This is a genomic window from Acaryochloris marina S15 (assembly GCF_018336915.1).
Taxonomy (GTDB): Bacteria; Cyanobacteriota; Cyanobacteriia; order Thermosynechococcales; family Thermosynechococcaceae; genus Acaryochloris; species Acaryochloris marina_A.
In genome coordinates, this window is record NZ_CP064923.1 from 2,669,545 (window position 1) to 2,694,726 (window position 25,182).

Annotated in this window: 22 protein-coding genes; 13 read left to right on the forward strand and 9 right to left on the reverse strand. The window is 46.0% G+C overall.

Translation table 11 applies throughout. The annotated features are described in order from the left end of the window. Positions 1-42 precede the first annotated feature (42 nt). The 5 genes from I1H34_RS12715 to I1H34_RS12735 form a co-directional block, all read right to left on the reverse strand. Positions 43-942, reverse strand: a complete 900-nt coding sequence (locus tag I1H34_RS12715; RefSeq protein ID WP_212665932.1) for a hypothetical protein — start codon at positions 940-942, stop codon at positions 43-45. 500 nt (positions 943-1,442) lie between these two features. Next, entirely contained in the window at positions 1,443-2,543 is a 1,101-nt protein-coding gene (locus I1H34_RS12720; RefSeq protein WP_212665933.1) for a Get3/ArsA fold putative tail anchor-mediating ATPase NosAFP, read from the reverse strand. A gap of 6 nt (positions 2,544-2,549) precedes the next feature. After that, positions 2,550-2,747: a cytochrome b6f subunit PetP gene (gene petP / locus I1H34_RS12725; protein ID WP_212666245.1), complete on the reverse strand. Its 198-nt coding sequence runs from the start codon at positions 2,745-2,747 to the stop codon at positions 2,550-2,552. Positions 2,748-2,871: 124 nt separating this feature from the next. Then, positions 2,872-3,174, reverse strand: a complete 303-nt coding sequence (locus I1H34_RS12730; RefSeq protein ID WP_212665934.1) for a hypothetical protein — start codon at positions 3,172-3,174, stop codon at positions 2,872-2,874. A gap of 253 nt (positions 3,175-3,427) precedes the next feature. Beyond that, complete coding sequence (locus I1H34_RS12735; protein ID WP_212665936.1) at positions 3,428-3,586, reverse strand: hypothetical protein; 159 nt, start codon at positions 3,584-3,586, stop codon at positions 3,428-3,430. 26 nt (positions 3,587-3,612) lie between these two features. On the opposite strand from I1H34_RS12735, the gene I1H34_RS12740 reads away from it, so the two are divergent. From I1H34_RS12740 to I1H34_RS12750, 3 genes are all read left to right on the forward strand, one after another. Then, the gene (locus tag I1H34_RS12740; protein ID WP_212665937.1) at positions 3,613-5,700 is read left to right on the forward strand and encodes an IS1096 element passenger TnpR family protein; all 2,088 of its coding nucleotides are present in this window, start codon (positions 3,613-3,615) and stop codon (positions 5,698-5,700) included. Positions 5,701-5,906: 206 nt separating this feature from the next. Continuing rightward, positions 5,907-6,860 carry an ABC transporter ATP-binding protein gene (locus tag I1H34_RS12745; protein WP_212665938.1) on the forward strand — a complete coding sequence of 318 codons (954 nt, stop codon included), beginning with the start codon at positions 5,907-5,909 and terminating at the stop codon, positions 6,858-6,860. Continuing rightward, entirely contained in the window at positions 6,861-8,549 is a 1,689-nt protein-coding gene (locus I1H34_RS12750; RefSeq protein ID WP_212665940.1) for a hypothetical protein, read from the forward strand. Between the two features lie 57 nt (positions 8,550-8,606). On the opposite strand, the gene I1H34_RS12755 is transcribed toward I1H34_RS12750, so the two are convergent. The 3 genes from I1H34_RS12755 to I1H34_RS12765 are packed head-to-tail and all read right to left on the reverse strand — an operon-like array spanning position 8,607 to position 10,516. Then, positions 8,607-9,539 carry a DNA polymerase III subunit delta' gene (locus tag I1H34_RS12755; RefSeq protein WP_249370067.1) on the reverse strand — a complete coding sequence of 311 codons (933 nt, stop codon included), beginning with the start codon at positions 9,537-9,539 and terminating at the stop codon, positions 8,607-8,609. Next, positions 9,527-10,222 carry a dTMP kinase gene (gene tmk / locus I1H34_RS12760; protein WP_212665941.1) on the reverse strand — a complete coding sequence of 232 codons (696 nt, stop codon included), beginning with the start codon at positions 10,220-10,222 and terminating at the stop codon, positions 9,527-9,529. The genes I1H34_RS12755 and tmk overlap by 13 nt, the downstream gene beginning before the upstream one ends. A 48-nt stretch (positions 10,223-10,270) precedes the next feature. Next, positions 10,271-10,516 (reverse strand): hypothetical protein, encoded by a 246-nt coding sequence (locus I1H34_RS12765; RefSeq protein ID WP_212665942.1) that lies wholly within the window; start codon positions 10,514-10,516, stop codon positions 10,271-10,273. Between the two features lie 764 nt (positions 10,517-11,280). On the opposite strand from I1H34_RS12765, the gene I1H34_RS12770 reads away from it, so the two are divergent. The 3 genes from I1H34_RS12770 (at position 11,281) to I1H34_RS12780 (ending at position 15,035) form a co-directional block, all read left to right on the forward strand. Then, a complete protein-coding gene (locus tag I1H34_RS12770; protein ID WP_212666247.1) occupies positions 11,281-11,562 on the forward strand; it encodes a PepSY domain-containing protein in 282 nt (93 codons plus the stop codon). Beyond that, positions 11,563-12,267 carry an esterase/lipase family protein gene (locus I1H34_RS12775; RefSeq protein WP_212665943.1) on the forward strand — a complete coding sequence of 235 codons (705 nt, stop codon included), beginning with the start codon at positions 11,563-11,565 and terminating at the stop codon, positions 12,265-12,267. Between the two features lie 680 nt (positions 12,268-12,947). Beyond that, positions 12,948-15,035: a protelomerase family protein gene (locus tag I1H34_RS12780; protein WP_249370071.1), complete on the forward strand. Its 2,088-nt coding sequence runs from the start codon at positions 12,948-12,950 to the stop codon at positions 15,033-15,035. A gap of 76 nt (positions 15,036-15,111) precedes the next feature. On the opposite strand, the gene I1H34_RS12785 is transcribed toward I1H34_RS12780, so the two are convergent. Continuing rightward, entirely contained in the window at positions 15,112-15,777 is a 666-nt protein-coding gene (locus I1H34_RS12785; RefSeq protein ID WP_212665945.1) for a sigma-70 family RNA polymerase sigma factor, read from the reverse strand. A 406-nt stretch (positions 15,778-16,183) separates the two neighbouring features. On the opposite strand from I1H34_RS12785, the gene I1H34_RS12790 reads away from it, so the two are divergent. The 7 genes from I1H34_RS12790 to I1H34_RS12820 all read left to right on the forward strand — a co-directional run bounded on the left by I1H34_RS12790 (position 16,184) and on the right by I1H34_RS12820 (position 25,098). Continuing rightward, positions 16,184-18,811, forward strand: coding sequence for an NACHT domain-containing protein (locus I1H34_RS12790; protein WP_212665946.1), 2,628 nt, complete (start codon positions 16,184-16,186; stop codon positions 18,809-18,811). 145 nt (positions 18,812-18,956) lie between these two features. Further along, complete coding sequence (gene ggt / locus I1H34_RS12795) at positions 18,957-20,675, forward strand: gamma-glutamyltransferase (RefSeq protein ID WP_212665947.1); 1,719 nt, start codon at positions 18,957-18,959, stop codon at positions 20,673-20,675. A gap of 271 nt (positions 20,676-20,946) precedes the next feature. Further along, positions 20,947-21,831, forward strand: coding sequence for a sensor domain-containing diguanylate cyclase (locus I1H34_RS12800; RefSeq protein WP_212665949.1), 885 nt, complete (start codon positions 20,947-20,949; stop codon positions 21,829-21,831). Positions 21,832-21,882: 51 nt separating this feature from the next. Beyond that, entirely contained in the window at positions 21,883-22,581 is a 699-nt protein-coding gene (surE, locus tag I1H34_RS12805; RefSeq protein ID WP_212665950.1) for a 5'/3'-nucleotidase SurE, read from the forward strand. 118 nt (positions 22,582-22,699) lie between these two features. Further along, complete coding sequence (locus I1H34_RS12810; protein WP_212665951.1) at positions 22,700-23,026, forward strand: slr0373 family blue light stress response protein; 327 nt, start codon at positions 22,700-22,702, stop codon at positions 23,024-23,026. A gap of 86 nt (positions 23,027-23,112) precedes the next feature. After that, positions 23,113-24,618: a stress-responsive protein Ycf46 gene (gene ycf46 / locus I1H34_RS12815; RefSeq protein WP_212665952.1), complete on the forward strand. Its 1,506-nt coding sequence runs from the start codon at positions 23,113-23,115 to the stop codon at positions 24,616-24,618. A 126-nt stretch (positions 24,619-24,744) separates the two neighbouring features. Continuing rightward, complete coding sequence (locus I1H34_RS12820) at positions 24,745-25,098, forward strand: DUF1257 domain-containing protein (RefSeq protein ID WP_212665953.1); 354 nt, start codon at positions 24,745-24,747, stop codon at positions 25,096-25,098. The last annotated feature ends 84 nt before the right edge of the window (positions 25,099-25,182 follow it).

Here is a 25,182-nt window from a genome sequence, read left to right on the forward strand (position 1 = left end):
GAACTTAGCAGTTCAGCAATTCAGCAACCGGTTCCCTGGGGCTTATCCCGTCACCCATTCCCGCATCACATAGCGAATCAATAAAATCAAACGATCCCCTGAGGTGGGTTGGGCTCCTTTATGGAAGACTTGGGGTTCTTCCGCAAACCCAAACCCTGCCTCTCCTTCTAGGCTCACCAGGGATTCTTTGCCATAAAAGTCGATCAGGTCTTGATCGGAGCGAAAGCGCGACAGGGTGATCTTATCCGTTAATCGCTTGTGATCGTGGGTGCCCCGCACAATCATATGGGGGCCACAGGCAGAATCCACTTTGGTGAGATAAAAGAAAAATCTTAGGGCCCCGAAATCATCCACATCATAGTGAAAACGCTGCCCTGCATGGTCAATATCATAGGGAGGGACATTGGCATAACTCCACCACAACCGCGATCCGTTATGAATCGGTCGCACACCTAAATAGCCCTGAGCAATCTTCAACAGCTTTGGATCATGGATAATGCGCTGAATCGCCGGGCAATCGAGGAATGTATCTGGATATCGTCCCCTGGAATAGAGCTTATTGAATCTAGGAGCTGTAAGGCTATTATCAACCTCAGGGGGAATATAGGCTGGGCCATCATGGTCGGGATAGTAGTCGATGGTTTCAAGAAATTGAAAGATATCCTGAACCGTTGTCGATGGAAGATTTATGCCCGCATAAAACCCATCTTTTTTGATGCCATGTACAACCGTATTAACGTGTAGGTCGGAAAATAGAGAAACTCTATCTTCGATGCCAATAAAGAGCGAATTGGTCGTTTTTTGGCTTTGGGCACTACCATAAAGCCGAGTAATAAGCTTCCGCATCGTGCTGAAGCGGCTTAAGGCATACATGAGAAACCAATCTGGTTTTCGAAGCTTGAACAAGACTTGCTGGAGTCGTCCAAGCACAGCAGTATTCATAATCAGACTCAACTTAGTAGGTAGCCCTAAAAACTCTCTCTTAAAAGTAATTTCAATCCACTGAGTTGAATTTTGTGGAAGCCTTAGTGTAACTTATATTGCTGATGGGTGATGTGATTTAAATCCCAAGCTAAATTGATAGGAAAAAATTGGGTTAATTAAAGATTAAGTATTGATGTCACCCTAAAAAAAAGAAATCTTATTCTAGTTGAAGATTACTTTTATATAAAGTTCCAAGTTAAAAAGAATGCGATTCTGAGCAAAGCATCATTAAAACAAATGGGAAAGTAGCCTTAGAGGATATTTGAATAAACCTTGGTCCTCAAGGCTTATTCTGGAGCCTTGCCGACGTTGAACTGCAGGTAGGAGGAATTCAAGGCGTTTTCCTTGCTCTAAGGGTAACTCGGGTATGACTTACCTATTAATCTTTAAGGCGATCGTGTAGCGATAACAGCCTACTCGCCGAGGGCTTATGGAAGCCTCGAATTCTCAAATATCCTTTAAAAAGTAATCGTTAAATATCCACCTTGAAATTTTGCGGCTTTAACGGGCTTCCCACGTAGCTCAGGGGGTAAGAAGATATTACGCCGTTGGTCTCCTGCTTCAATGGTCACTTCAGGACCATATTGGGTTAATTTAACCTGGGATTTTTCAAATTTGGGCAGAAATAATTTCACCTGCCCCAGGATAATGTCAATTTCGATGGGTTTAGGAGCATTGGCGGCTTGTTTTAGATCAGGTAGGGCCGCCATCAGGGACTGCCAATCTCCGGTGTATTCCGGCAGAGTTACTACAGAGAGTGGATCAAAGGCCGATTGCAAAGCTGAGGGATTGAGGGGGGTTCTAGCAGGATTGGCAATCACACCACCAATGCTTAATCCCACTTGCTGGGCACTGCCCCAATAGTATTGAGCAGTTGCGATCGCAACTTCGTCCCCAGTGGTAACCAAATAAGCTGCAACTCGATTCGGATCTGAGATCGCCCGCTTGGCATCATCCAAGACGGTATTGGCTTGCTCAGTTGGTCCAGCAAAATTGTCCCCGGCCAAATTAACGGTGAACACAGCAGATGTGACGGGCTGGACAAAGGGAGAGAGTGCTTTACCCAAATCGGAGTCAGCAATCACCTGGCGAAATCGACGGGCATACCAACTCAGGATCTCTGGCGACCCAATCATGCGAAGCGTAGACAGATCGCCCGGACCATCATAAATAATGACGTCATAACTGCCACTGCCCTCATACTCACGCAGAGTATTGAGGGCGAGGACATTATCCATACCGGGCAGAATGCCAAGTTCTTGGCCAAAGACCGTCTTAAAAAAAGGCGTGCGAACATATTCTGCTTCGAGTTTCTTGAGATCTTCCCAAGCTTTCTCTAGCAGAACCGTGCTGCGGAGCTGCACTGCTTTTAAGTTGACGCCGAGTTCTTGAGGTTCCGTGCCAATTGTGGCACCCATCATTAAATCAAAACCGGGACCCGGATTCTGACTGGCCAATAAGACCCGATATCCCTGTTCAGCGAATTGTTTTGCCGCTGCGATCGCAACCGTCGTTCGCCCCGTGCCGCCTTTTCCTAAGAAAGTCAGAAGAAATGCCATTCAGAGTTACCGTCGACCTGTCTCTAGCTCTTCTTCAAAAAACCAGCTACTGGTTTTGTCACTGAAGGCGACGACGACACCAACACCACTACCATCCGTCATTTTGAAATCTTGAATCGTACCCATTTCACCGACTTTATCGTTGAGGGCACTAGAAAATCGATCGCGAATTTGGCAAACGCGAACCTTCTGACCTAACTTCATCACTTGATACCTCTGCAAGAAAACGGACCAATCCATAGTCTAGCAGGCTTGAGGTCTTTATACCGTAAGGATTTAAGCCTATTGTTAAGAAAAAATGTGGTAAATCCCTATCGTGTGAAGGTTATTACCCAAGTCGTTGGACTTCGATCCAATGAATCGCTTCATTCAAAGTTTGAGCATAAAATGCCTTGCCTGAACACGGATCGCTAACCTGCCACCAGGTTTCTCCCTTAAGATTACTTTTTTTCTCAATGCTAAGTTGTGAGCGTTGCGCTAGACCTTGAGAGGCTTGTTGCCAAACTCCTCGCCAACCCGTATTACGGTCCAGAATTGGAGCAGAAACTGCCGTTGAATCCTTTGGATAAGGTGGCACATGAGAAGATCGATGTGGCTGGTCAACCTCTAGAGAATGCAATTGGCTAAACATCCTGAAAACCCCCGCTGGCAAAAAAATGTGTTCTAGATTACTGTCTTTAAGTCTTGTCAGTTCACATCTAGAAAGATACGCAACATACCTCAAACCATAGTGCATCGCTTTTAAATAAGACAGCGCTTCAATCACACCGCTCGATAGACTGAGATCACGGCAATTTCTCTATATTCATGGCATTTTCAGCACATCATGTATTGCTGATGCCAAAGAAATTATGATTGTTTATCAGCTGGGTTAGGGCTAGCAATCACAGCTCATGCCATACAAGCAAAACAACTACTTCAGTAATGCCCCCATTCGTCCAAACGATAGAACCATAGCCAGGTTGATCAACTGCATCAGAGGGAGGGATAACCAGAAATAATCCCAACATCTTGAAGAGAAACGAACCAGTAGGTACCCTCATAGATATCTGCTCTGAGGATCTGGATCGTGACTTTTGATATTCGCCAGCTCGACGGCCTGGATTATGACGAGGCTGAACCATTATTAGACGACTACATTAACGGTGTGATTCGTGAATTCATCGAATCAGAAGTAGGAAAGGCCCATACCCAAGCCTATCCAACTGGAGGCTTTTGGATCGGCACTTTTATAGAAATGGCCTTTACCTACGGCGAATTTACCTTAGCAAAGATGAGCAAAGGGGATGCCCAGCTTGTCATGGCGAATATTCTTCCCCGCAAGCTTACCCTACTAGACCGCAGCGAAGCAGAGGATGCGATTCCAGAGCTAGTGGCCTTTTGGACGTTTTTAAAGCAGGAGTATAAATTCCGTAGTGCAGGTGCGATCGCAAAATACCTCACCTCGATCCAAGACAAGTTCCAAGACTGGATGTTTGACTCAACCCGAGGCGGCATTGCCAAAAACTTTATGATGCAGGGGATGGAGGCAGGCTTTGACATGTCGAGCCAATCAGATGTCGAGGCCTTCCAAGCTGAATACAATCAGCGAATTAAAGCGGATCCTCAAAATAACCCCCTCATTCCTGCTGAACCGACTGTCCCCATGACAGCTCCTCCGCCAGATGTGAAGCAGTTTCTAGACTTAATGGGGGTTGAACTACCGGAAGAGGGAGAGCAGGTTAATCCTGCAGAGCTGCTTGGCAAAATCATGGATGCGGCCGATCAGATGGCAGATCTGCTAGATGCCAATGCCCCAACCGCCAAGCAAGGACCTGGAGATTTTCTCCGATCCCTCAGAACTGATTTGATGGGCTCGCCCCTAGATGAAGACTTCTCCTTGTCAGAACAAGATATTACGCTACTTGAAGCACTCACCATTAGTGAAACTCAACCTGGCCCCCTCCTCAAAGACTTCCAGACTCTACTAGAGTTCATTGGCCCAGAAGGGCGGATTGTCAGTGGCAAAAGACAGCAAATTTCCATGAAAGACCTAGCTGAACTGAATCAGCAGTTGAGCACTCCCATAGACATTGATCTGAAACGTCCGGCTCAAAAATCTTATCCTCCGATTCATGGGCTGTATTTGCTGCTGAGAGCAACGGGTATCGTCAAAATAGTGGCGAAAGGGAAAAAACAATTTCTGGTTCTGAATCCGCCAGTTTATGACCTCTGGCAACAATTCAATCCAACAGAACGCTACTGTACGCTTCTCGAAGCTTGGTTAATCCGTGGCCATGGAGAAATGTTAGGTGAAGACCGAATGGGATATCTCACCGAGGGGAATCGCTGCATACAAAGCTGGCACAAGATTGTTGAGAAGAAAAAGCATACCTATAACCAGAAAAGAACGGCTCAGGATTCTTTTAGCTTCTATCCTGGAATCCACAATTTAGCGCTAATGGAGATGTTCGGCCTAGTCAATATCACGACAGGCAAACCTGATGCTGGGAAGGGATGGCGGATTAAAAGTATTGAAGCATTATCCTTGGGAACGCCAGTCTTAAATTTGGTCAAAAATGCCTTTCTAGAAAACAATATGACTTGGCCTTCTGGGGTGGATCCATCTGTCCCCTATGGTGAATTACAAGACGCATTACAGCCCTATTTCCCAAAATGGCAGAAAACGCTGGTCTTGCCTAGTTCAGACTTCCGACCCGATCGCCATATCTTTAAAGTTAGTTTAGGCAAAATATGGCGACGGATCGCCATCTCTGGAGACGCTACTTTAGAAGATCTCAGTGCTTATATCCTGTCTTCGGTGGAGTTTGATTCCGATCATCTGGATTCCTTTACCTATACCAATGAAATGGGGCGAAAAGTAGAAGTACTGCATCCCTTTGCTAAAGGCGGATTCTTCTCAGATGAAGAACCTCTTCATACGGATGCAGTCAAAATTGGTAGCCTGCCCCTTTCAGAAGGCAGCATAATGGAGTATCTTTTTGATTTTGGGGATTGTTGGACGTTTCAGGTTCAACTGGAAACGATTGAGCCAAACCCCGATCAAATTCAGAGTACCCGCACCAAAAAGAAAAAGAAAAAAGCACCTGTGGGTGAAATTTTGGAGGTGCATGGGGAACCACCCAAACAATACCCAGGCTCTGATGAAGATTGGTAGTCGATGATTGAGTGACTTAAAACTCATTTTTTGGTGCATACTTATCAAAGCTTCAGGCAGAGAGGGGGCACCTCCATCTGTTTCGCTCCTCCTTAGCTCCTGAAATGGGCTTATTGGGATCACCCTCACACTGCTGATGTACTTGGATCACAAATAATTCTACCCAGGATGATTAAGATCACCCTACGGAATGGTTTGAGATCAATATGTCCTCTGATATAGCAGTACGCACCCAGGGATTGACGAAGCGATTTGGTCGCCACGTTGCAGTCAATGACCTAGATTTAGAAATTGGCTCAGGGGAAGTATTTGGACTCATTGGTCCCAATGGTGCTGGCAAGACGACCCTAATTCGGATGTTGGCAACGGCGGAACAGCCCACCCTTGGCGATATCTATATTCGGGGACAGTTATTAGAACGTAATCAAACCAACGCCCATCTCAAACGCCTAATCGGTTATTTACCCGATGATTTTCCCCTCTATGAAGATCTGACGGTATGGGAATATCTCCATTACTTTGCTCATCTATATGAGTTACGCCAGCCTCGCCGTCGCCAACGTTTGTTTGACGTGTTGGAGCTGGTGCAATTGACCCACAAGCGTCGGAGTTCCGTCGCCAGTTTATCGCGGGGAATGAAGCAGCGTTTGGGCCTAGCTCGTACGATTATCCACGAACCTGTTTTGCTGCTGCTAGACGAACCCGTCTCTGGTTTAGATCCCCTCGCTAGAGTTCAGTTTCGGGAATTGATCAATGTACTGCGAGAAGCAGGCATGACCATCATTATTTCCTCCCATATCCTCAGCGATTTAGCAGAGCTCTGTACCTCTGTTGGGATTATGGAACTGGGCTATTTGGTGGAGAAGACCTCGCTTCAGCAGCTCTACGAAACGTTAGGCCAGCAGCAAATTCAGATTGCCACCCTGGGAGATTGGCAGCCCGTGGAACAACTGTTGGGGCAATGCCCTCATATAGAGAGTTGGCAGGTAGATCCAACAACCCAACAGATCAAAGCTCAATTCCAAGGGAATCAAGCGGATGCCGCTGCATTATTGCGATCGCTCCTGGAAGCCGATCTTCCCATCTATAACTTTCAGTGCATTCAAGAAGATTTAGAAACCATCTTTCTCGAAAAACTAGACCATAAGCAGGTGTCATAAATGGGCAAGGCTCAATCTTCCCTCGTGAATAGAGGAATAGAAACCCTGGGTGACTGGAATCCGCAACTGATGCGGGAGATCCAAGGTCGCTTAAAATTACGCAGTGTGTTGTTGACGGTATTTTTGTCTTTGGTCGCTCAAGGACTGTTTCTATTCTGGCAATATCGGACTTTAGATTATCGGTGGGGGAACTGTGAAACCGCTGAATATCGGAAAATAGGCGTGGACTGTTTCCAAGTCAGCCCAGAACAATTTCTGTTAGTGAATTGGCAAGGATGGTGGTTACGAGTCTTTTCCTGGAGCTGCATTTTTCTGATGTTTGGCCTGATTGTGGGTGGCACTTTTTTACTGATCAGTGATCTATCAAGGGAAGATCGCCACGGAACCCTGACATTTATTAGCCTCAGCCCCCAAACAGCCCGCACCATCTTGCTGGGAAAAATGCTCGGTGCTCCTTTCTTGATTTACTTGGCTGTCCTCTTCGCACTGCCACTTCACTATATGACAGGGTTAGCTGCTGAAATTCCGGCCATCAGAATATTAGGCTTTGATGTTCTTCTATTGGCTAGCTGTTGTTTCTACTACAGCCTGGCTTTATTAATGGGGCTTGCCAGCAACTGGCTGAACGGCTTTCAAGCTTGGTTATGGAGTGCAGGTATTGTTTTACTCCTGCTGTCTCTTAAACAAACCTCTCTAACATACAGTTCTATTGACTGGCTATATACTCTATCGCCTTCAGTGATTTTCCCCCTTATTTATCGGGATATAATGCCTACTCTGACGGGTGTGAACCTCCCTTTATATTCCCATCGGTTAGCGGACTGGCAATGGTTTTTAGTGCCCATCGGCAGAAGTGTCGTGGGGGTAGGGTTATTTGTATTGGCCCATTTCGGTCTATGGACTTGGTGGTTATGGCGACCTCTACAACGCCGCTTTAACAACCCCACGATTTCCCTCCTCAGCAAAAAGCAAAGCTATTGGGCAACTGCCTGCTTCTTTGTCTGCTTGTTGGGATTTTCATTCAATTCTGGAAACAACTCTCCATCGAATATGATGACAGCCGTTATCCTCACTCATTTTTTATGGTTTCTGTTGATGGTTGTATTGTTACTCCCTCACCATCAGAATCTAGAAGATTGGGCTCGGTTTCGAAGAAATTATCCATCCACGAAGGGCAAGACACAACGCTTCCATGATTTAGTTTGGGCCGATAATAGTCCAACTTGGATTGCAATCGCCATCAATCTAGGCATTGCAGGTCTTCCGATCCTACTTTGGATGTTATTTTTACCCGAAAATGACTCTAGAGTCGGCATTGCTGCACTCTTGTTCAATTCCACCTTGATATTGATTTTCACTCTATTCAATCAGGTGATGTTGTTGCGGCCCATCTCCAATCGCAACTTGTGGGTAATGGCAACGTTGTTGGGACCCACTATTCTTCCAACTTTTGTACTCGCTATGTTGGGAATTAATCCTGGACAAGCGTGGGAGAGTTTGATTTTGTTCACCCCTTTTGCCATAGCTGGAATCGAAAAAATTCCAGCCTTCAGTGCACTGCCGATATTTGGCATCCACGTGGGTTTGGTCGCAGGTTTGAGCTGGTTACAGAACCGAAAGCTGACCCAACTGGGGGAGTCAACGTCCCAGCAACTTCTTCGAGGTGACGTCTATGTTGAGCAAGGCTAAAGTTTAATGCTTATCCCTCACTGGTCCGGGAGTTCGTTACCCTTTGGTTTGTAAATTCTATTGTTCTGCTAAAGCTAACAAGGTTACTTCCCAGACTAAGCGGGGTTGGGCATAGTGACGTAGCTGTTCCTTCGCTTTCTCAAACTGATGGACCAAGGCCGAATTACCATAGGTGCGCCAGTATACCTGTTGATAGTAGTCTAGGAGCCACAGTTGAGAAGGGAGGTCCAAAGCTTGATCAATTTTTTGAGCTAGCCCCAGACAGGCTAGAGGCGTGTTGAGAGTCTCCAAATCTGCCTGCAAGAGATCTGGTGAAATCGAGTCTTGCTGATGCCAATGTGAGATCGCACCCCCAGGACTTCCCTGGGCCATCTCGATCAATTGAGGATGATCCAAAACTTCCGTATATCCAGCCTGTTTCAACACCTGTGCCATTTGCTCTGGATTCAGGCGGCAAAATGGGATGCGCTGACAACGCGATACCAACGTCGGTATCAAAGCGTCAATATTAGGTGCCAATAAAACTAACGTGGCATTGCCAGGCTCTTCTAAGCTTTTCAGCAGAGCATTAGCAGCGGCCTCATTCATAGTTTCCGCCCCTTCAAGCACTACGGCCAATCGGGATGCCTCCAACGGGGATTGGCTCAGAAACTGAGTCATATCTCGAATTTGGGCCAAGCGAATTTGTGGGTGACTTCTAGGCAGAGAAATGTCTTGTTCCTGCATTTGAGCCACCGTCAGCAATTTATTCTTATGTTTATAGGTGGGAGCAATCCACAGGCTATCAGGATGATTTTTGAGACTGCGCCGATCCGTTTGTTCCGGATCTAAAAGCAGACTTAGAAACTGTTCGGCAACGAGGCTCCGTCCAATCCCTTCCGGTCCAGCAAACAAATAAGCAGGGGCGACTCGCTGGGTTGAGATTGCCCGACTCAAATATTCAATCGCCGCCGACTGGCCAATAATCCCTGTAAACATTAGGGATACCATTTTTGGAGGTATGGCTCGAAACTCTCTTGAATCTGCTGGGCCACCACAGTATTGGGCTGCTGAGCTTCAATTCGAACAATCCGCTCTGGATGTTGGCAGGCTAAGTCGGTAAACCCCTGCCGCAGTCTTTGGTGGAAGGCAATCTCAGTAGCCTCCATTCGATCCGTTTCAATCTCTGGATCTTGTTCCCGGTTATGGGTTCGGGCCAGCCCAGATTCGGCATCTATATCTAACCAAAAGGTGAGGTCACTCTCCAAGTCTTGGGTGGCAATTTGATTGAGCTGGTGAATTAATGTTAGGTCTAATGCCCGACCATATCCCTGATAGGCAATGGTGGAATCCGTATAGCGATCGCACAATACCAAAGACCCATGTTGTAAATGTGGCAGCAGACAACTTGACACATGTTGAGCTCGATCCGCGGCAAACAGCAATAACTCAGCCCTTTCATCAATGGCCTCATTCCCGGTCGCCGTCACATCCAACAACAACTTGCGGATTCCTTTCCCTAAAATCGTTCCCCCCGGTTCTCGGGTCGTCAGAACGGGGGAGTAATCACCCTGAATATGCGCCTTAATCCGGTTGGTCCAGCCGCTCCATGACAACCACTCATTTACCAAGTTGAGCTGAGTGGTTTTCCCCGCCCCTTCGCCACCTTCAAAAACAATAAATTTACCAAGCATGCATCAGCCATTGAAGTCATGCTCTCTATCTTGCACCGGAAATTGACATTAAGCATCCGATTCAGGGTGACGATGCTGAAAATAAAGCTGCCGTGTCAGCTGTTGTCTCGCTTGAACGTACTCGGGTGAGTGTTCGACCCTGCTTCCACTCTGTTCAGTAATACAGGCATCTAGTTCATCATTAAGTTTGTCAATCAAGGCCAGGGCATCTTCATCTTCTAAATAAGTTTGCAAATACAGCACAGCAATAATGTTATTGATATCTCGATTGGTCAAATTGACCCTACAATCCATGTAGCTTCTCCTACGATGCGGTAAAGTTCCCCCCACACCATTAGGTCAACATTCAAACTTGAGAAGACATGGAAATTCCAGTCAATCCTCATTCCAAATTGAAAAAACAATCGGAGAATGACCTATGTATCAGTTGATGTTTATTTTGAGTGACAGCAACCTGCGCCTCTCTTGAACTTAGCTACGGCAAATAGCTAAAGATAGAGATCAATGGCGATTAGTTGCATTTCCCCGCGACAACTCAAAACAATGAACAATTGTATTTAGCTCATCCAAGATAGCTTATTAAATCTCTACCGTCACTATTTAATAGGTAGACGCAGATAGAGGAACCTGCTGTTGTCTAGATTTATCTGCCTAAATGGATAGGATGGGTGAGTCCTTCCCCACCCAATGGAATAGTCGTAACAATGGGTACACAGTGAGTTGAGAGAGAATACGACGATGTCTCAACTTGTTTCCAGAGAAAATCTTCTAATTTAAATTAAGTAACGAGAAGTTAGCTTAACAAGCGTAAACCTTTTGAAGGTTATGTAAAAGTTCAGACGATTGCCCTGGGCTAATAAGTCTTTCAAGATGTCCCAGAGTCACAGGCTCGATTCAGGAGGGCTTTGAGCATTCGCAATATCTAATTCTGAGGGCATCGGGGCTTCCTGCCCGTCTGGCCATCTTCAGTAACTGACTGGGGACTAAGGGGGAGAATCGATCCCCACCTTAGACAGTGAGTGTCACAATAAATGAGTACACTCAACTTGAATGCCCCAATGGCTATAAATAAAGCCCAAATACGACGACTTCATGCTCGAATTGCACCCATATGGTTCCTGCCCCTTATCCTTACCTCTCTAAGTGGCTCTCTTTATCAAGTCGCCAATCTGAATAAAGCCAATAGTGATTTCTTTTGGCTACTCGATATCCATAAAGGAAACTTTGGCCCCCTCAAGCTAGAAGTCATTTATCCTTTTATCAATACCTTTGCCCTGCTGATGCTGGCAGTCACCGGCATCACTATGTGGCTGCAAACTCCTCGAAGAAAACGTTCATAAATGCGACCCACCGTCATCCTGCCGGGGTATCTGGCTTCGGCAACAGACTATCTAGATCTCCAACAGCAACTCAAGGTTTTAGGCACAGACACGACTATTGTTCCCCTACAGCGTAAAGACTGGTTTCCCACCCTGGGTGGACGTCCCATCTCACCTATTTTGGAACAGCTAGATCGTACTGTTCATGAAGTTCTTGGACGCACCCAAGCCCCTCAAGTCAATATCGTCGGCCATTCAGCAGGGGGGTGGATCTCTCGGATCTATATGGGGGCAGAACCTTATTGTGATCAAGTTTGGCAAGCTCAGCCTAAAGTGCATACCCTGATTAGTCTGGGAACCCCACACACCAGCCAAGAATCATGGACCCAACGCAACCTCAATTTCGTGAATGATAACTACCCTGGTGCTTTTCATCCTGAAGTGCAATACGTATGCGTTGCGGGTAAAGCCCTTTATGGCCAGCGTAGTTGGCGATTGGGGCAGTGGTTTACCTATAGCAGTTATAAGGTCACTTGTGGTGAAGGTGAATGCTGGGGCGATGGGGTCACTCCAATCATGTCTGCCCATCTATCGGGTGCCCTCAATCTAACCATCGATCAGGTGTGGCATTCGCCGCATCCAACCCAAGCTGTTCCTAGAAATACAGACTATCAATGGTACGGATCACCAGAGGTGATTAAAGGTTGGAGTTCTTATTTGGCATGACCTGTCAATAGAGTCCTACCTACGCAATGGCATCCCTTATTGCTCTAAGTTCTGGGGACAATCTCCTTGAAGCCATGAACAGAAAATCTCGCCCAAATCTAATCGGTAGCTGGCCGATTAACCCCATTGAGGCAAGAGCTAATCGGCCACTGATGATTTTCTATAGAAGTCTCTATTTTCTATCTAGGGACTCAAAAATTGAGGATAGACTTAACGGGTAAAACTTAATCTCTTAGATCTGCGTAAATAGAACTTTGACAAAGTCAAAGGCCAATGAATAATTTGATGTTTTGAACGCTTTTTTTGAGTCAGATATTGATCTGATTTTGTAGAAGGGACTTCTATCCAACAATGGGGACAGAACCAGCTAACTCTATCAAAGTGGATTTGTCGTAGCAATGTATTCGAGCAGCATGGACAGTCAGTCATAAGCTTTGTGGAAATTATTGCTGGAAAGAATGATGCTGTTATGTGCTTACTTTAGGTTGCAATCATGAGGAAGTTGTGAGGGTAGCCTTAAACCTTCACGTCTGGGTATTGAGGAAAGCACTACTATCACTCGCTTTGCAAAAGTTTTATACCTAATGGGAAATCGACCAATAGGTGTGTAATAATCATCGCAATCTGGTACTTGCAATACTATGCGCCGCTGGCTTAAAAAATTATATGATCACCCATTTTTGCCTGCGGTAGCTTCTTTAGGAAATACTCCTCAAGATCGCCAGATCGCAGAACAATGGTCGACTTGGATGAAGCAACAGTGGCATGACCATGGCCTAAAAGAGCTGAAACAGCAGCGCAATTTGATGACGGAGGTGCGGCAGGCACTCAAGCAGCAACTCGGTGAAGAGCATGTGGTCGTAGAGACCATGAATTTCTCACGGGATGAGTGGATTCAAATCAATTTATCGATTAATGATACGGTGGCAGCTCGCAACGAACAGCAGGGGCTGATTGAACAGCCCGATGCCATTGTCGATCGCGCCAAGATGCTGCTAGATAGTCAGGATTGGTCAGAAGTCGCCGCTGGGCTAGCCGTAGTAACCGGACGTCGCTGTACGGAGCTATTACAAACCGCTGAATTTATCTTTTGCTCCCCCTATAGCGTTTGGTTTACTGGAGCACTGAAACGTCGAAAAGAGTCCATGGAGCTACGTTTTGAAATTCCTACCCTTGCTTCTGCTAAACATGCGATCGCAGCCCTAGAGCTTCTCCGGCAACGAGTCAATACCGTGGGATTGGATCTAGAAACCATTAATCGCAAGTACAGTCCCCCCGTAGCCAAAGCCTGCGATCGGTATTTTGCCGAACTGATTCCCCAACGAGCCGGACGGGGCAATCTGTATACCCACCTATTTCGAACGATCTATGCTCGGATCTCTACCCATTGGTACGCTCCCCCCACTGTGGCGGATGTTGAATATATGGCTGCGATTCAAGGCCATTTTTTGATCCAGAAGGAGCAGGATACGACGCTCCGCCGATCCCTTGCCTCCACTCGCCACTACAATGACTACAAAATTGGTGACGGCCAGGGCAATATAGATGGTCGTCAAGGTATCCGACTACGAGATCCAGGGGTGCAGGTCCTGCAAGTGTTCCAAAGTGCCGCCCCTCAAATTGAACCAGAACCCCTCACTGAATGGGAAGAACAACCAATGATCCGACCTGTTAAACGTCAACACCAGCGCCCTAAGCGAGAAATTTCCACCCTAAGACTTTACCAAGATGAACGGGATCGGTGGCTCCAGGTGCTCGACCAGTTTGAGCCTCGTGGCACTCAACAAGAAAAGATGTCTGTGCTGCTGGAATGGCTAGAACAATCCCTAAAAGACGGGACTCCTATGAGTGAGACCCCAGATGATTTAGACCAGCTAGCCCACCTGTTTATTGAGCCACTACAGCCCCTCAGAGACCCAGAGGCTATCCGAAACCTGTGCCAGCAAGAAATTTCTGACCTGGAGCAGGACTACTATCCAGAGGATTATTTGCCCCTGTATAAACGAGCGATCGCAGAAGCAATACGCTCGGGGCAGCTCCCCCTAATTGATGGAAAGACAGCAGAACGAACCAGCTATACCAAAGAGGGGGTCAACTATGAGCAGCGCACCCATTATGCTCTGTTATTTCTAGACGATCTGGATCATGAATTGGAAGCTCCCGCATCTGATACGCCTCAACAAGTTACACCTATTAAATCGGACATTACACCTAAAATTGATTCAGCACCCAGTCAAGCCGACTCACCATCCACAACCGATCAAAAATTAGATACGTTAGCCACGGTACTGACACAGCTAGTACAAGTGATGCAGGGAGATTCGGTAGCTCCTCAACCCACTCCAGAACTAGACACTGCGCAGAATAAAATGGCCCACAAGAATGGCCATGCCTCATCTCAGCAGGCTAAATCTACAAAATCTTCAACAACAACGCCAGATCCAGAACCTTCTTCTCCCCAAAAGAGCGGCAGACGTTCAGGTAATACGTCTGCCGCTGCAGAAGCCAAAATCATCCAGGCCATTAACGCGATCATGGACTACAACAATGTTTCCACTCGAACCTTTGATGAAAAATGGATGATTAGCTCATCTATCCTCAAACGATTGACCAAGTCTTACCAAGGCGTGATTCAGCGGGTCCTAGATGCCCGCAAAGATGAAATTAAACTCCACCATCAGGCCCATGGTTTGAAAGGCCGTCATAATACTCGCCACGGTCGAGCTGGGATCACGATTGACCAAATAATTCAACTTGAGTTGGATTAAATTACCAGTACTCGGATACAGAATGGGTTGTTCGTAAACCCAAAGATATTCGCTAAAGTACGGCTAGTAAACTTTTTTATAGAAAACCTTGCTGCTCGCCAAATTTCTTGACCACTGGCATACATCGTCTTTGAAAAAAACTACTCAGTGTAGAGATAGGCAGATCAAACTCCTGAGAAATTTGATCCCATTGCATATCAGAGAAGATGCGCTTCAACAACAACACTTGGCAATTGGCATCAGGTCGATTGAGAATATGTAGCTCACGCAATTCTCCAGATGGATCTGTTTCCACCCAATGACGGGTCACTTCCAAAATAGGAGGGATATCTGGAGGAGCAGCAAGATTTGCCATAGTGTCACCAGCCTTATTAGTTCCAGTTGATGAGACAGGAGAACAAAATCTCGTATGATGCTGAGCCTTGTTGATCTGAAAGTCTCGTAAACGCCATTTAAGATACTGATTTAACCAGGTAATGATGCTGCTGCGTTCTGGGTCAAACTGCTTTCCGGTACCTGCTTCACATATATTCTGACAAAAATAAAGCCAAGTCAGTTGTAAGGCATCTTCATAATATGGAGTATGTTCATGCCAAAGCTTTTTCGATTTTTGGATAATCCTAATTATTTTTGATAAACATTGTTTTCTTTTATAGTGACCTGGAGGATATTGACGAGCTTCCAATAACAATGGCAGAACTTCTACGTCAATTGGATTTGAATCTCGATCAGTGATATTCATATGTCTTGCGTCGTCTAGAGAATAGCAAAGTCGAAAGCTATTAGTTCTTTACAAATTAATCACCCATAAAAATCCATCTTAAAAAAATTGCTGAAACACTTTAAGCACCTGAGGAGTCCTAAGCCCTCAAAACAACAAAACCATTTCCAGACCAAATCATGAAGTTACGACTAGTTCACATAACAACTGATAACTTGATGCTAGTAACGGCAAGCAACAAGTCCTTTATAATCGCAAAAAGCTATATGAGCAGAAGCTTCTAGAGTTAAAGGTAGCTCTCTAACCTATCAATTGCCATTAACTTTATTAGTGTTGTAATGGCCAGAAACCACCGCATCTAGATCTATGATTAACTTAGCAAGTTACATCTACCGTACCTATCTTTTAGTGCATTCAACCTCGGCCTATGTATGACTCTGGCCCATTTCTCGATCATGAAAATGGGAGAAATCATTTGACCTATGGCCCAGTCCCTAGACGAAGGACAAAGCGTCTGCTGGAAGTTCTACTTGCCTATTCAAATGATGAATTCGAAATTAGTGAGCAGCTACGATCAAAAATCAGAGTCAATTGGCAGACAGACTATCAACTGGTGGTGGAGACGACTGTTCATGCCTTAGTTTCACTGACCCAATCGGATGCTTATAGTGGTCAGCTTGATAATAATCACGTTAAAACTTCACTCAAATTATTAGAAAAATTCTTAAATATCCTGGTAGATAATCGTTCTCAGCCCCGAGGATCGCACAAATGGAATTTTACAATTAAGCTCTGGTTTGATCGGAACCATACTGCAGATAATTTAGAAAAGTTTTACGACGAATGGGAGCGTCTCAGGCCTTCTAAATCCAAACAAGTCACTGACTATGGTTATAACACAAGCCAACCGATTTCTTCTTTACCCGATGTGTCTTATAGTGTTGCCGAAAACAATAGAACACTAAACGCTTCCCTGCAACATAGATCTGATACCCATAGCAATCAGCAATGCTCTTTCTCGACGGAAGCATATTTGAGACGGTATTCTGAGCGTCATGGCATTTTGAAAGTATTGGGGATGAGAGGGCCAGCTCAGCTGGATTCACTCTATACCACAATGCACTTACTGAATGAAGATTCTGTCCTTAGCTCTGAGTCCATCAATTGGCTCGAAGAAAACTACCGTCAGCGCAAGGTTTTCTTGCTAGAAGAAAAGCGAGCTAAACGACAATCTGGCATAGAGATAGCTAATGCATATCAATATTTGATGGTATTAGGTGGTCCTGGCACAGGCAAATCTACCTTCTTACGAAAAATAGGACTAGAGACCCTCCATAATAGATATCAAGAGGGCTATGAATATAACTGCATTCCCATCTTTATTGAGCTAAAAAAATTTAGCTTTACAGAAGTTGATCTGGAATCAGCAATTATTGAAGAATTCAAAATTTGTGGTTTTTCTAAACCGCAACATTTTTTAGAGAAAGCTCTGGTGCAAGGGAATTTGCTGCTATTGCTGGATGGGCTGGATGAAGTGCCGATGGAGCAAATGAGCGAGGCGATTTCAAAAATCCAAGACTTTGCCAATCGATTTCACCAAAATCGGTTCATCATTACCTGTAGACCTGCAGCATACAGATACAACCTCCGCAATTTCACAGATGTTGTGATTGCCGAGTTTGATGATCATCAGATCAGGCAGTTTATAGAGAAATGGTTTTATAACCAACCCCAACAGGGTCGAAAATGTTGGGAGCAACTCAATACTGATAGTAATACGGCAGCAAAAGAGCTGACTCGAACGCCATTACTTCTCACCATGCTTTGCCTTGTTTTCCAAAGGGAAGGACAGTTCCCGAAGCACAGAGCCACTTTGTATGAAAAGTCTCTATGGGTGCTTTTAGAAGAATGGGATGCCGAAAAGGATGTTCCGAGAGAAGGTATTTATAAAGGACTGGCAACAAAACGCAAAGAGATTATTCTGTCAAAAATTGCTTTTGATGCTTTTCAGAGAGATGAATTATTTATCACAAGACGAACGCTAACCCAGCAAATCGAGGAACTATTGAGTGAAATGCTTCCTGATATTGCTTTAATTGATGGCAAGAAAGTCTTGAAATCAATTGAATTACAACATGGTCTATTGGTTGAACGGGTCGAATCTGTATACTCATTTTCGCACTTAACCATACAAGAATTTCTAGCTGCTCAGTATATTTTTGCTCAGTCCAAAAATGATGATTTTCTTTTACAAGACTTGATTGAACAATATTTAACGGATGACCGTTGGCAAGAAATTTTCTTGTTGTTATCAGGTATGAGTAAGGCAGATAAAATTTTACAAATTATGGACAGACATGCTCGAAGCTATCTAGACAGTTCTCCACCCCTCCAGAAGTTACTTCGATGTGCAGATCTGAGTACTCAAGATACAGAAGGTGATTTTAAGTCAGCAGCCAAAAGGGCTACTGCAATTGGACTTTTTTTCCCTGGGGTACATCCTCTCTATCCCATTACCCGCTTCTCAAACCCTGATGATGCTATCCTCAAAAAAAGACTTTATTATACCTATGACTTAGCCCGTGAGCTTACAGGTGCTCTTACGAATAGACGGCTACTAACCCTAGCATTAGATCGCAATAGAACGACCGACACGGTGATGTATTGCGGCATAGAAAGCACCCATAAAAATGCATTTTTGCGTGCAATTAAGATTTCAATTATTAGTGCTAAAAAATTCAAGGAAGCGAAAATATTCAATAATGTAGACTTCAATGAGCTGGTTAGAGCCCTTGAGTTGTTAAAAAGTGATATCCCAAGTGAATTAGCACCTTTCGAGGAGAATATGGAATTCGCTAAGCGTGCTCAGCAGATTTGGATTGATGCGTTTAAAGTTAATTTTGAATTGGTTAGCTTTTCTTTAAAAGACTTGAATTTATTGAATAATTACCTCAAGTCCATGATTGTTATCATTCACTGCCAGAGATCTTCTTTATCATACTCGCAATCAATATGGGACAGCATTGAATCCAGAATATTAGTTGCCAATAAATAATAGCTAGTAGAAAGCTCAAAGCCTATCCCTTGACATTGAGATGAACGGCTTTCAAGTCGAGTGAACGATTCCTATTTCACGATAAGCTAATGGCTAATTGGATTGTGCTTTAAAAATCTCTTCGTTCGGCCATCAATATACCCCTATGGTGCTATTAAAATTTTGGGCTACTTGCTCTAGCATGTGTTTTGCCATTAGCACCTTAGTTAGCCCGTGTCTAGCAGCTCCACCTTCTATTCAGGGTCGAACGGGCCTCATCACCTCTGCCCATCCCGACGCCACAAGGGTTGGTTTAGAGATCCTCAAGCAAGGTGGCAATGCTATAGATGCTGCCGTGGCCACAGCGATGGCTATATCAGTGGCGGAACCCTTCTCCGCAGGGATTGGAGGAGGGGGATTCTTACTTTTGCGACTCGGGGAAACCAATCAGATGATTGCCCTAGATTTTCGTGAGCGGGCACCTCTGAAAGCAAACTCTCGACTCTACCTTGATGCAGAGGGGCAGGTGATTCCCCGAGCTAGTATTGATGGTCATCGAGCCGTAGCCGTTCCTGGCACCATTGCAGGTTTGCAAGCTATTCACCAAAAATATGGTCGATTGCCTTGGCAAACGTTGCTGAATCCTGCAATCAAATTGGCGGAAGAGGGATTTGTGGTGAGCGATCGCACTCACCGTATCATCCTCCTCAGGCAAAAGGCTCTCGCAGCAAACCCCGCTGCTCAGAAGATTTTTCTCCCCAAGGGTCAACCGTTAGCCGTTGGCAGTCGCCTCATCCAAACAGACTTAGCTAACACCCTCAAACGACTCGCCCAGGATCCCCAGGCTTTTTACTCTGGCTCTATCGCCCTAGCGATTGCCAAGGATATGCAGAAAAATGATGGCATCGTCTCCCTCTGGGATTTAAAAACCTATGCCCCTACTTGGCGAGAGCCTTTATGTGGCGAGTTCCAACAACTGCAAGTCTGCTCTATGCCTCCCCCTTCTTCGGGGGGTGTTCATCTAATCCAGATATTAAATCTACTCACTTTAGGGCAGCCATTTTCTACAAAGGCAGATCATCCTGATTATTTACATGCCTTAGTAGAGGCCATGAAAATTGCCTATGCCGATCGCGCTGAATATCTAGGAGATACTGATTTCGTTGAGGTTCCAGTCCAGGAATTGATCAGCCCTCAATATGCCCAGCGTCGCTTTCAGGAGATTAATCCTAATCAAGCTCGCCCGGCGGAGCAGGTTAAGGCCATGAATTCCCAGACGTTGAAGTGGCTGCAAAAAGAGTCGAATGATACCAGTCACTTAAATGTAGTGGATCGCGATCGCAATGCCGTCAGCCTCACGTTTACCCTCAATTTAGGATTTGGGGCCGGGGTCGTCGTCCCAGGAACAGGAATCATTCTAAATAATGAGATGGATGATTTTGCGACCGCGCCGGGGGTCCCCAATGCCTTTGGGTTAGTTGGCAATACTCAAAATGCGATCGCACCCACCAAAAAACCCCTCTCCAGCATGACGCCGACCATCGTGACGGAAGCAGGGAAATTAAGGCTGGTGGTTGGGGCCGCCGGGGGCAGCACGATTATCACCACCGTATTGCAGTTAGTCATGAATGTTTTGGTCTTTGAGCAGGATGTAGCCACGGCGATTCATGCCCCTAAAGTTCATCACCAATGGCGACCTTTGCCCTTACGCATGGAAGAATGGGTGCAATTTCCTCAAACAACTGTGGAAGAGCTGAAACAGCGAGGACATGACATTCAAGGGAGAACTCAATGGGGCAATGCCAACTTAATTGAAGTGACGCCCCAAGATGAATTGTTCGGCGCTGCTGATCCCCGAGGAGAAGGGACAGCATTAGGTTATTAAAACCGTATGTATCAAAAAACTAGAATCACAAACGGTTCAATTTTACTCTCAATACATAGAAAGTTTGCACGTATCAAGCCCAATCTTTTTGGGTATCTTAAGACAGAATAGAACCCACAACATCTCACTATTTAAGCCATTTCAGTCGCTCATGAAATTAGCGACTGGCACTATATTTTTCCGCAATTTAGTCAATTAAGCTGTTTTTTTCAGGAATATCAAGATTCACCTATTAACCGAACAACAAGTCCCTCTGCAGTCGAGACTTATCTTGGAACCGAATCTGGACCAACTCTTCAATATTTGCCCAGAGATCATCTGTCTATTGAAGCCCAACTACACTATCCACCGAGTAAATGCATCATTTACTCAGCTATTCGGCTGGGATGCCAGTCGAGTCCAAGGGCGGTCTTTTCTTGATTTTGTCCATGTTGAATGGATACAGCAAACCCAGCAGACCCTCCAATCTACGATCAATCAGATCATCCCCAGCTTTGAAACCCTGCACTGCAAGGCAGATGGTAATCAGACCTACTTAACTTGGTCCTTTAGCTTTGACCCCAGCTCAAACTCCATCTTGGGCATCGCCCGAGAGAGTGAGGCCCTCAAACGATTTCAAGAGGGCATTCTGCAAGAGAATTTTCGCCTCACCGAACTGGCCTATACCGATTCCTTGACGGAGTTGATGAATCGAAGGGGGTTTCTGACCCAACTCCAGCAATATCAGTCTTTTGCCACTCGCACTCAACGCCCCTTATCCATCCTGTTGCTGGATGTAGATTACTTCAAAACCTTTAATGATTCCTACGGTCATTCGGCGGGGGATCAGGCATTAGTATTAATTGCCAGCATCCTCAAAACCAACTTACGCCGAAGCGACTTGGCCGGTCGCTATGGTGGGGAAGAATTTGTGGTGTGTTTGCCAGACAGTGACCAGCAGGGGTCTTTTACAGTGGCCGAGTCGTTACGACAGGCGGTGGATAACTATGGCTGGCCCATTCAAGACGTTACGATCAGTGTGGGGATTGCGACTGCGATCGCAACTCAAGAATCCACCTATAAAACGGCCAAGGAACTGATCGATGAGGCCGATCAAGCCTTATACCATTCCAAACAATCAGGCCGAAATTGCTCCACCCATCACGCCAACCTATAGCTTCAAGCGTTCCCATATCGTCTGCCGAAATACTATGATGTGCCTTTTGGCATGACTTGGATTCTTACCAACGACGATGGCATTGACGCCCCAGGAATCTCAGCCTTAGGACAGGCCATCGATCAGCCCCTCTTAATCATCGCTCCCCTCACCCACCATTCAGGTTGTGGGCATCAAGTGACGACCTCAGGCCCCATTGCCATCGAAAAGCGGAAGATACCGCTGGGGAATAAGCTGTTGCTCAGCTACGGAATTGGAGGTACTCCTGTGGATTGTGTGAGGGTGGCGCTTCAGCATCTCTGCCCCACCCTCACCTGGGTCCTGTCCGGCATCAATGAGGGAGGCAACTTAGGATCGGACATCTATGTATCAGGAACCGTTGCTGCCGTGCGTGAAGCTGCTTTACACGAAATTCCGGGGATTGCCATTTCCCAATATCATCGCCGGGACCGCCCCATCGATTGGTCTCGTTCTACTCGCTGGGCCCAGCAGGTTATCGAGTACTTACTCAAGCAGCCCCTCCCCAACCAAGCATTTTGGAATGTCAACTTACCCCATCTCTCCCCAGAGGCTGCCGATCCAGCGATTATTCATTGCCCCTTATCCCGAAAACCCCTCCCGGTTGCCTATCGTCAGGAAGCAGCAGGACTCGTCTATTCCGGTAATTATCACGGTCGCGAACATGAGCCGGGTAGTGATGTCGATATCTGTTTTCAAGGAAATATTGCCGTCACTCAGATGCAAGTGTGATAGTTAGTTTTATGTACTAATGTAAAGATATTGACGTCATAACGGTTTGACAGCTTGACAGCAATATGTCTAATCTTTAAGCTGTATCCTATACCCGGGTATCCATTCACTAAGTCATATGCAAGATAAACAAAAGGTTACTCTTTACCTGCCACCCGACCTTCATCGTCAGCTCAAAATCCGAGGTGCCGTTGATGCAGAGCCCATGTCAGCCATTGCTGAGCGGGCCATTGATTTTTACCTGGGTCATCCTGAGGTGGTGGAGCAAACAGAAGCGTCTCATGGGTCTACCCACCAAGTCTATGCCTGCCCCGAATGTACTACGACTGTAGTTTTGCGAGCGGGTGAGATGGTTTCCCTGAAAGAGCAACCTGCCATGTTAAGTGATGATGGACTGAAGGTTCAACCTGCAGCTGCCGAAGAACTCGTGGGAGCGAGTGTCTGATTATTCAGACTCTTAGGGCTTTGTAGCTGTTTGTCCAACTTCATGCATCCTCTGTAATCAACCCCCTGCATTGGGAGACAAAGGTCATGAAAGAAGAGCTAAGTATTCTTATCCAAGCTCAATATCCTTTGATCTACCTCGTTACTCCTGAGGAAGAACGGGCAGAGGAGGCTATTGCTGCTATTGCTCAAAGGCAACCGGAACAGAAAGTGTTTGTCTGGACCCTGACTCGGGGGACTGTTGAATATGGGCAACCCCGCAGTTCCACCCAACACAGTACTGTTTCCCCCCAGATGGCGATTCAGTCAGCGATTGGGGAACGTCAAAATGCCATTTTTATCTTCAAGGATCTGCATCCGTTCCTGGATAGTGCTGAAGTCGTGCGATGGTTACGAGATGCGATCGCAAGCTTCAAAAACACCCATAAAACCATTATCTTGATGTCTCCCGTTCATCAGGTCCCCCTCGAACTTGAGAAAGAAATGGTCGTACTCGACTATCCCTTTCCTGACCTGGCAGAACTGCAAGACGTTCTCGATCGGCAGTTACTCCTTACCGGTCGTCCTTTAGGAACACCCGCACGGGAAAAGTTGCTGAAAGCAGCCCTAGGATTGACCAAAGATGAAGCCGAAAAAGTTTACCGCAAAGCCAAAGTAACGACCGGCCAACTCACCGAATCAGAAGTGGAAGTTGTTCTCTCAGAAAAGAAACAGCTGATTCGCCGGAACGGCATTCTGGACTATATCGAATGTGATCAAACCATTGATGCAGTCGGTGGCTTAGAAGAGCTGAAGCATTGGCTTACCCAGCGTTCGGAAGCCTTTACCGAACGGGCACGGGAATATGGCTTACCCCAGCCCAAAGGCATGTTAATTTTGGGGGTTCCTGGATGCGGAAAATCCTTGATTGCCAAAACCACTTCGCGATTATGGGGCTTACCTCTGCTCCGCCTAGATATGGGACGTGTCTACGATGGCTCCATGGTGGGACGTTCAGAAGCCAATCTGCGAAGCGCCCTTAAAACCGCTGAGTCCATTTCTCCAGCCATCTTATTTATTGATGAGATGGATAAAGCCTTTGCCGGTGGTGCCGGATCGGCAGATTCAGATGGCGGTACATCCAGTCGAATTTTCGGGTCTTTCTTAACCTGGATGCAGGAAAAGACCTCTCCAGTCTTTGTCATGGCCACCGCTAACCGGGTTGAGCGGCTACCTGGCGAATTCCTACGCAAAGGTCGATTTGACGAAATTTTCTTTGTCGATCTGCCGACCCAGCAAGAGCGCCAGCAAATTTTCAATATTCATCTCTCCCAGCGCCGTCGAGACGTTTCCCGGTTTAACCTAGAGGAGCTAGCAAACGTTTGCGAGGGCTTTTCGGGAGCTGAAATTGAACAAGTTGTCATCGCTGCCATGTATGAAGCCTTTGCCCAGAATCGCGAATTTACCCAACTTGATATTATTGCTGCCAGCCGCTCCACCTTGCCTCTCTCCAAAACAATGACCGAGCAGGTAATGGCTTTACGGGAGTGGGCTCGCCAAAGAGCCCGTCCTGCAGCAGCCTCAGTCGCAGAATATCAGCGGCTCGAGTTCTAAAAGCTTTCTCCTGTTCCCAGCAGGAGAAACCACTAGCTATACGCTAGTTCATCCAACCGCAATTCTGTCAGCGTTGCGGTTTATCCCAACCAAACGTTGTTATCTCAATTCCTGGAGGAACATCCAATGTCACACTTTAGTACTCTCCGCACCAAGATCACTGAAGCTGAAATTCTTAAGTCTTCTCTGAAAGATCTCGGTATTGAAGTTAAAACGAATGCCGATGTACGGGGCTATAACGGCCAGCGTGTTCGGGCAGACATCGTTGCTGTTTTAGACGGTGAATATGATTTGGGGTGGTCCCATAATACTGATGGCTCCTTTGATCTGATTGCTGATCTATGGGGCGTTGCCAAAAAGCATAATCAGACAGAACTCATTAACTCCATCAATCAGAAGTACGCCGTCACTAAAACATTGTCAGAGATTAAGCGACCTGAGCTCCAGAATGCCAATGTTAAGTTGGTTCTCCATCACTAATCTCTCTGCGCGTTCCCAAAAATCCTAAAGGCTGGCCTCAGGGTCAGCCTTTTTTATGTCCACAATGTTTAACATTCGTAACCC

What these genes read in the sequence shown, in the direction of transcription:
- I1H34_RS12720 (WP_212665933.1), bottom strand. Translation starts at nt 2,543, where the DNA reads ATGGCATTTCTTCTGACTTTCTTAGGAAAAGGCGGCACGGGGCGAACG.
- I1H34_RS12730 (WP_212665934.1), bottom strand. Translation starts at nt 3,174, where the DNA reads ATGTTTAGCCAATTGCATTCTCTAGAGGTTGACCAGCCACATCGATCT.
- I1H34_RS12810 (WP_212665951.1), top strand. Translation starts at nt 22,700, where the DNA reads ATGCAAGATAAACAAAAGGTTACTCTTTACCTGCCACCCGACCTTCAT.
- I1H34_RS12755 (WP_249370067.1), bottom strand. Translation starts at nt 9,539, where the DNA reads ATGGTATCCCTAATGTTTACAGGGATTATTGGCCAGTCGGCGGCGATT.
- I1H34_RS12775 (WP_212665943.1), top strand. Translation starts at nt 11,563, where the DNA reads ATGCGACCCACCGTCATCCTGCCGGGGTATCTGGCTTCGGCAACAGAC.
- I1H34_RS12765 (WP_212665942.1), bottom strand. Translation starts at nt 10,516, where the DNA reads ATGGATTGTAGGGTCAATTTGACCAATCGAGATATCAATAACATTATT.
- I1H34_RS12715 (WP_212665932.1), bottom strand. Translation starts at nt 942, where the DNA reads ATGAATACTGCTGTGCTTGGACGACTCCAGCAAGTCTTGTTCAAGCTT.
- I1H34_RS12785 (WP_212665945.1), bottom strand. Translation starts at nt 15,777, where the DNA reads ATGAATATCACTGATCGAGATTCAAATCCAATTGACGTAGAAGTTCTG.
- ggt (WP_212665947.1), top strand. Translation starts at nt 18,957, where the DNA reads ATGGTGCTATTAAAATTTTGGGCTACTTGCTCTAGCATGTGTTTTGCC.
- I1H34_RS12745 (WP_212665938.1), top strand. Translation starts at nt 5,907, where the DNA reads ATGTCCTCTGATATAGCAGTACGCACCCAGGGATTGACGAAGCGATTT.
- petP (WP_212666245.1), bottom strand. Translation starts at nt 2,747, where the DNA reads ATGAAGTTAGGTCAGAAGGTTCGCGTTTGCCAAATTCGCGATCGATTT.
- tmk (WP_212665941.1), bottom strand. Translation starts at nt 10,222, where the DNA reads ATGCTTGGTAAATTTATTGTTTTTGAAGGTGGCGAAGGGGCGGGGAAA.
- I1H34_RS12770 (WP_212666247.1), top strand. Translation starts at nt 11,281, where the DNA reads ATGGCTATAAATAAAGCCCAAATACGACGACTTCATGCTCGAATTGCA.
- surE (WP_212665950.1), top strand. Translation starts at nt 21,883, where the DNA reads ATGACTTGGATTCTTACCAACGACGATGGCATTGACGCCCCAGGAATC.
- I1H34_RS12750 (WP_212665940.1), top strand. Translation starts at nt 6,861, where the DNA reads ATGGGCAAGGCTCAATCTTCCCTCGTGAATAGAGGAATAGAAACCCTG.
- ycf46 (WP_212665952.1), top strand. Translation starts at nt 23,113, where the DNA reads ATGAAAGAAGAGCTAAGTATTCTTATCCAAGCTCAATATCCTTTGATC.
- I1H34_RS12735 (WP_212665936.1), bottom strand. Translation starts at nt 3,586, where the DNA reads ATGAGGGTACCTACTGGTTCGTTTCTCTTCAAGATGTTGGGATTATTT.
- I1H34_RS12820 (WP_212665953.1), top strand. Translation starts at nt 24,745, where the DNA reads ATGTCACACTTTAGTACTCTCCGCACCAAGATCACTGAAGCTGAAATT.
- I1H34_RS12790 (WP_212665946.1), top strand. Translation starts at nt 16,184, where the DNA reads ATGTATGACTCTGGCCCATTTCTCGATCATGAAAATGGGAGAAATCAT.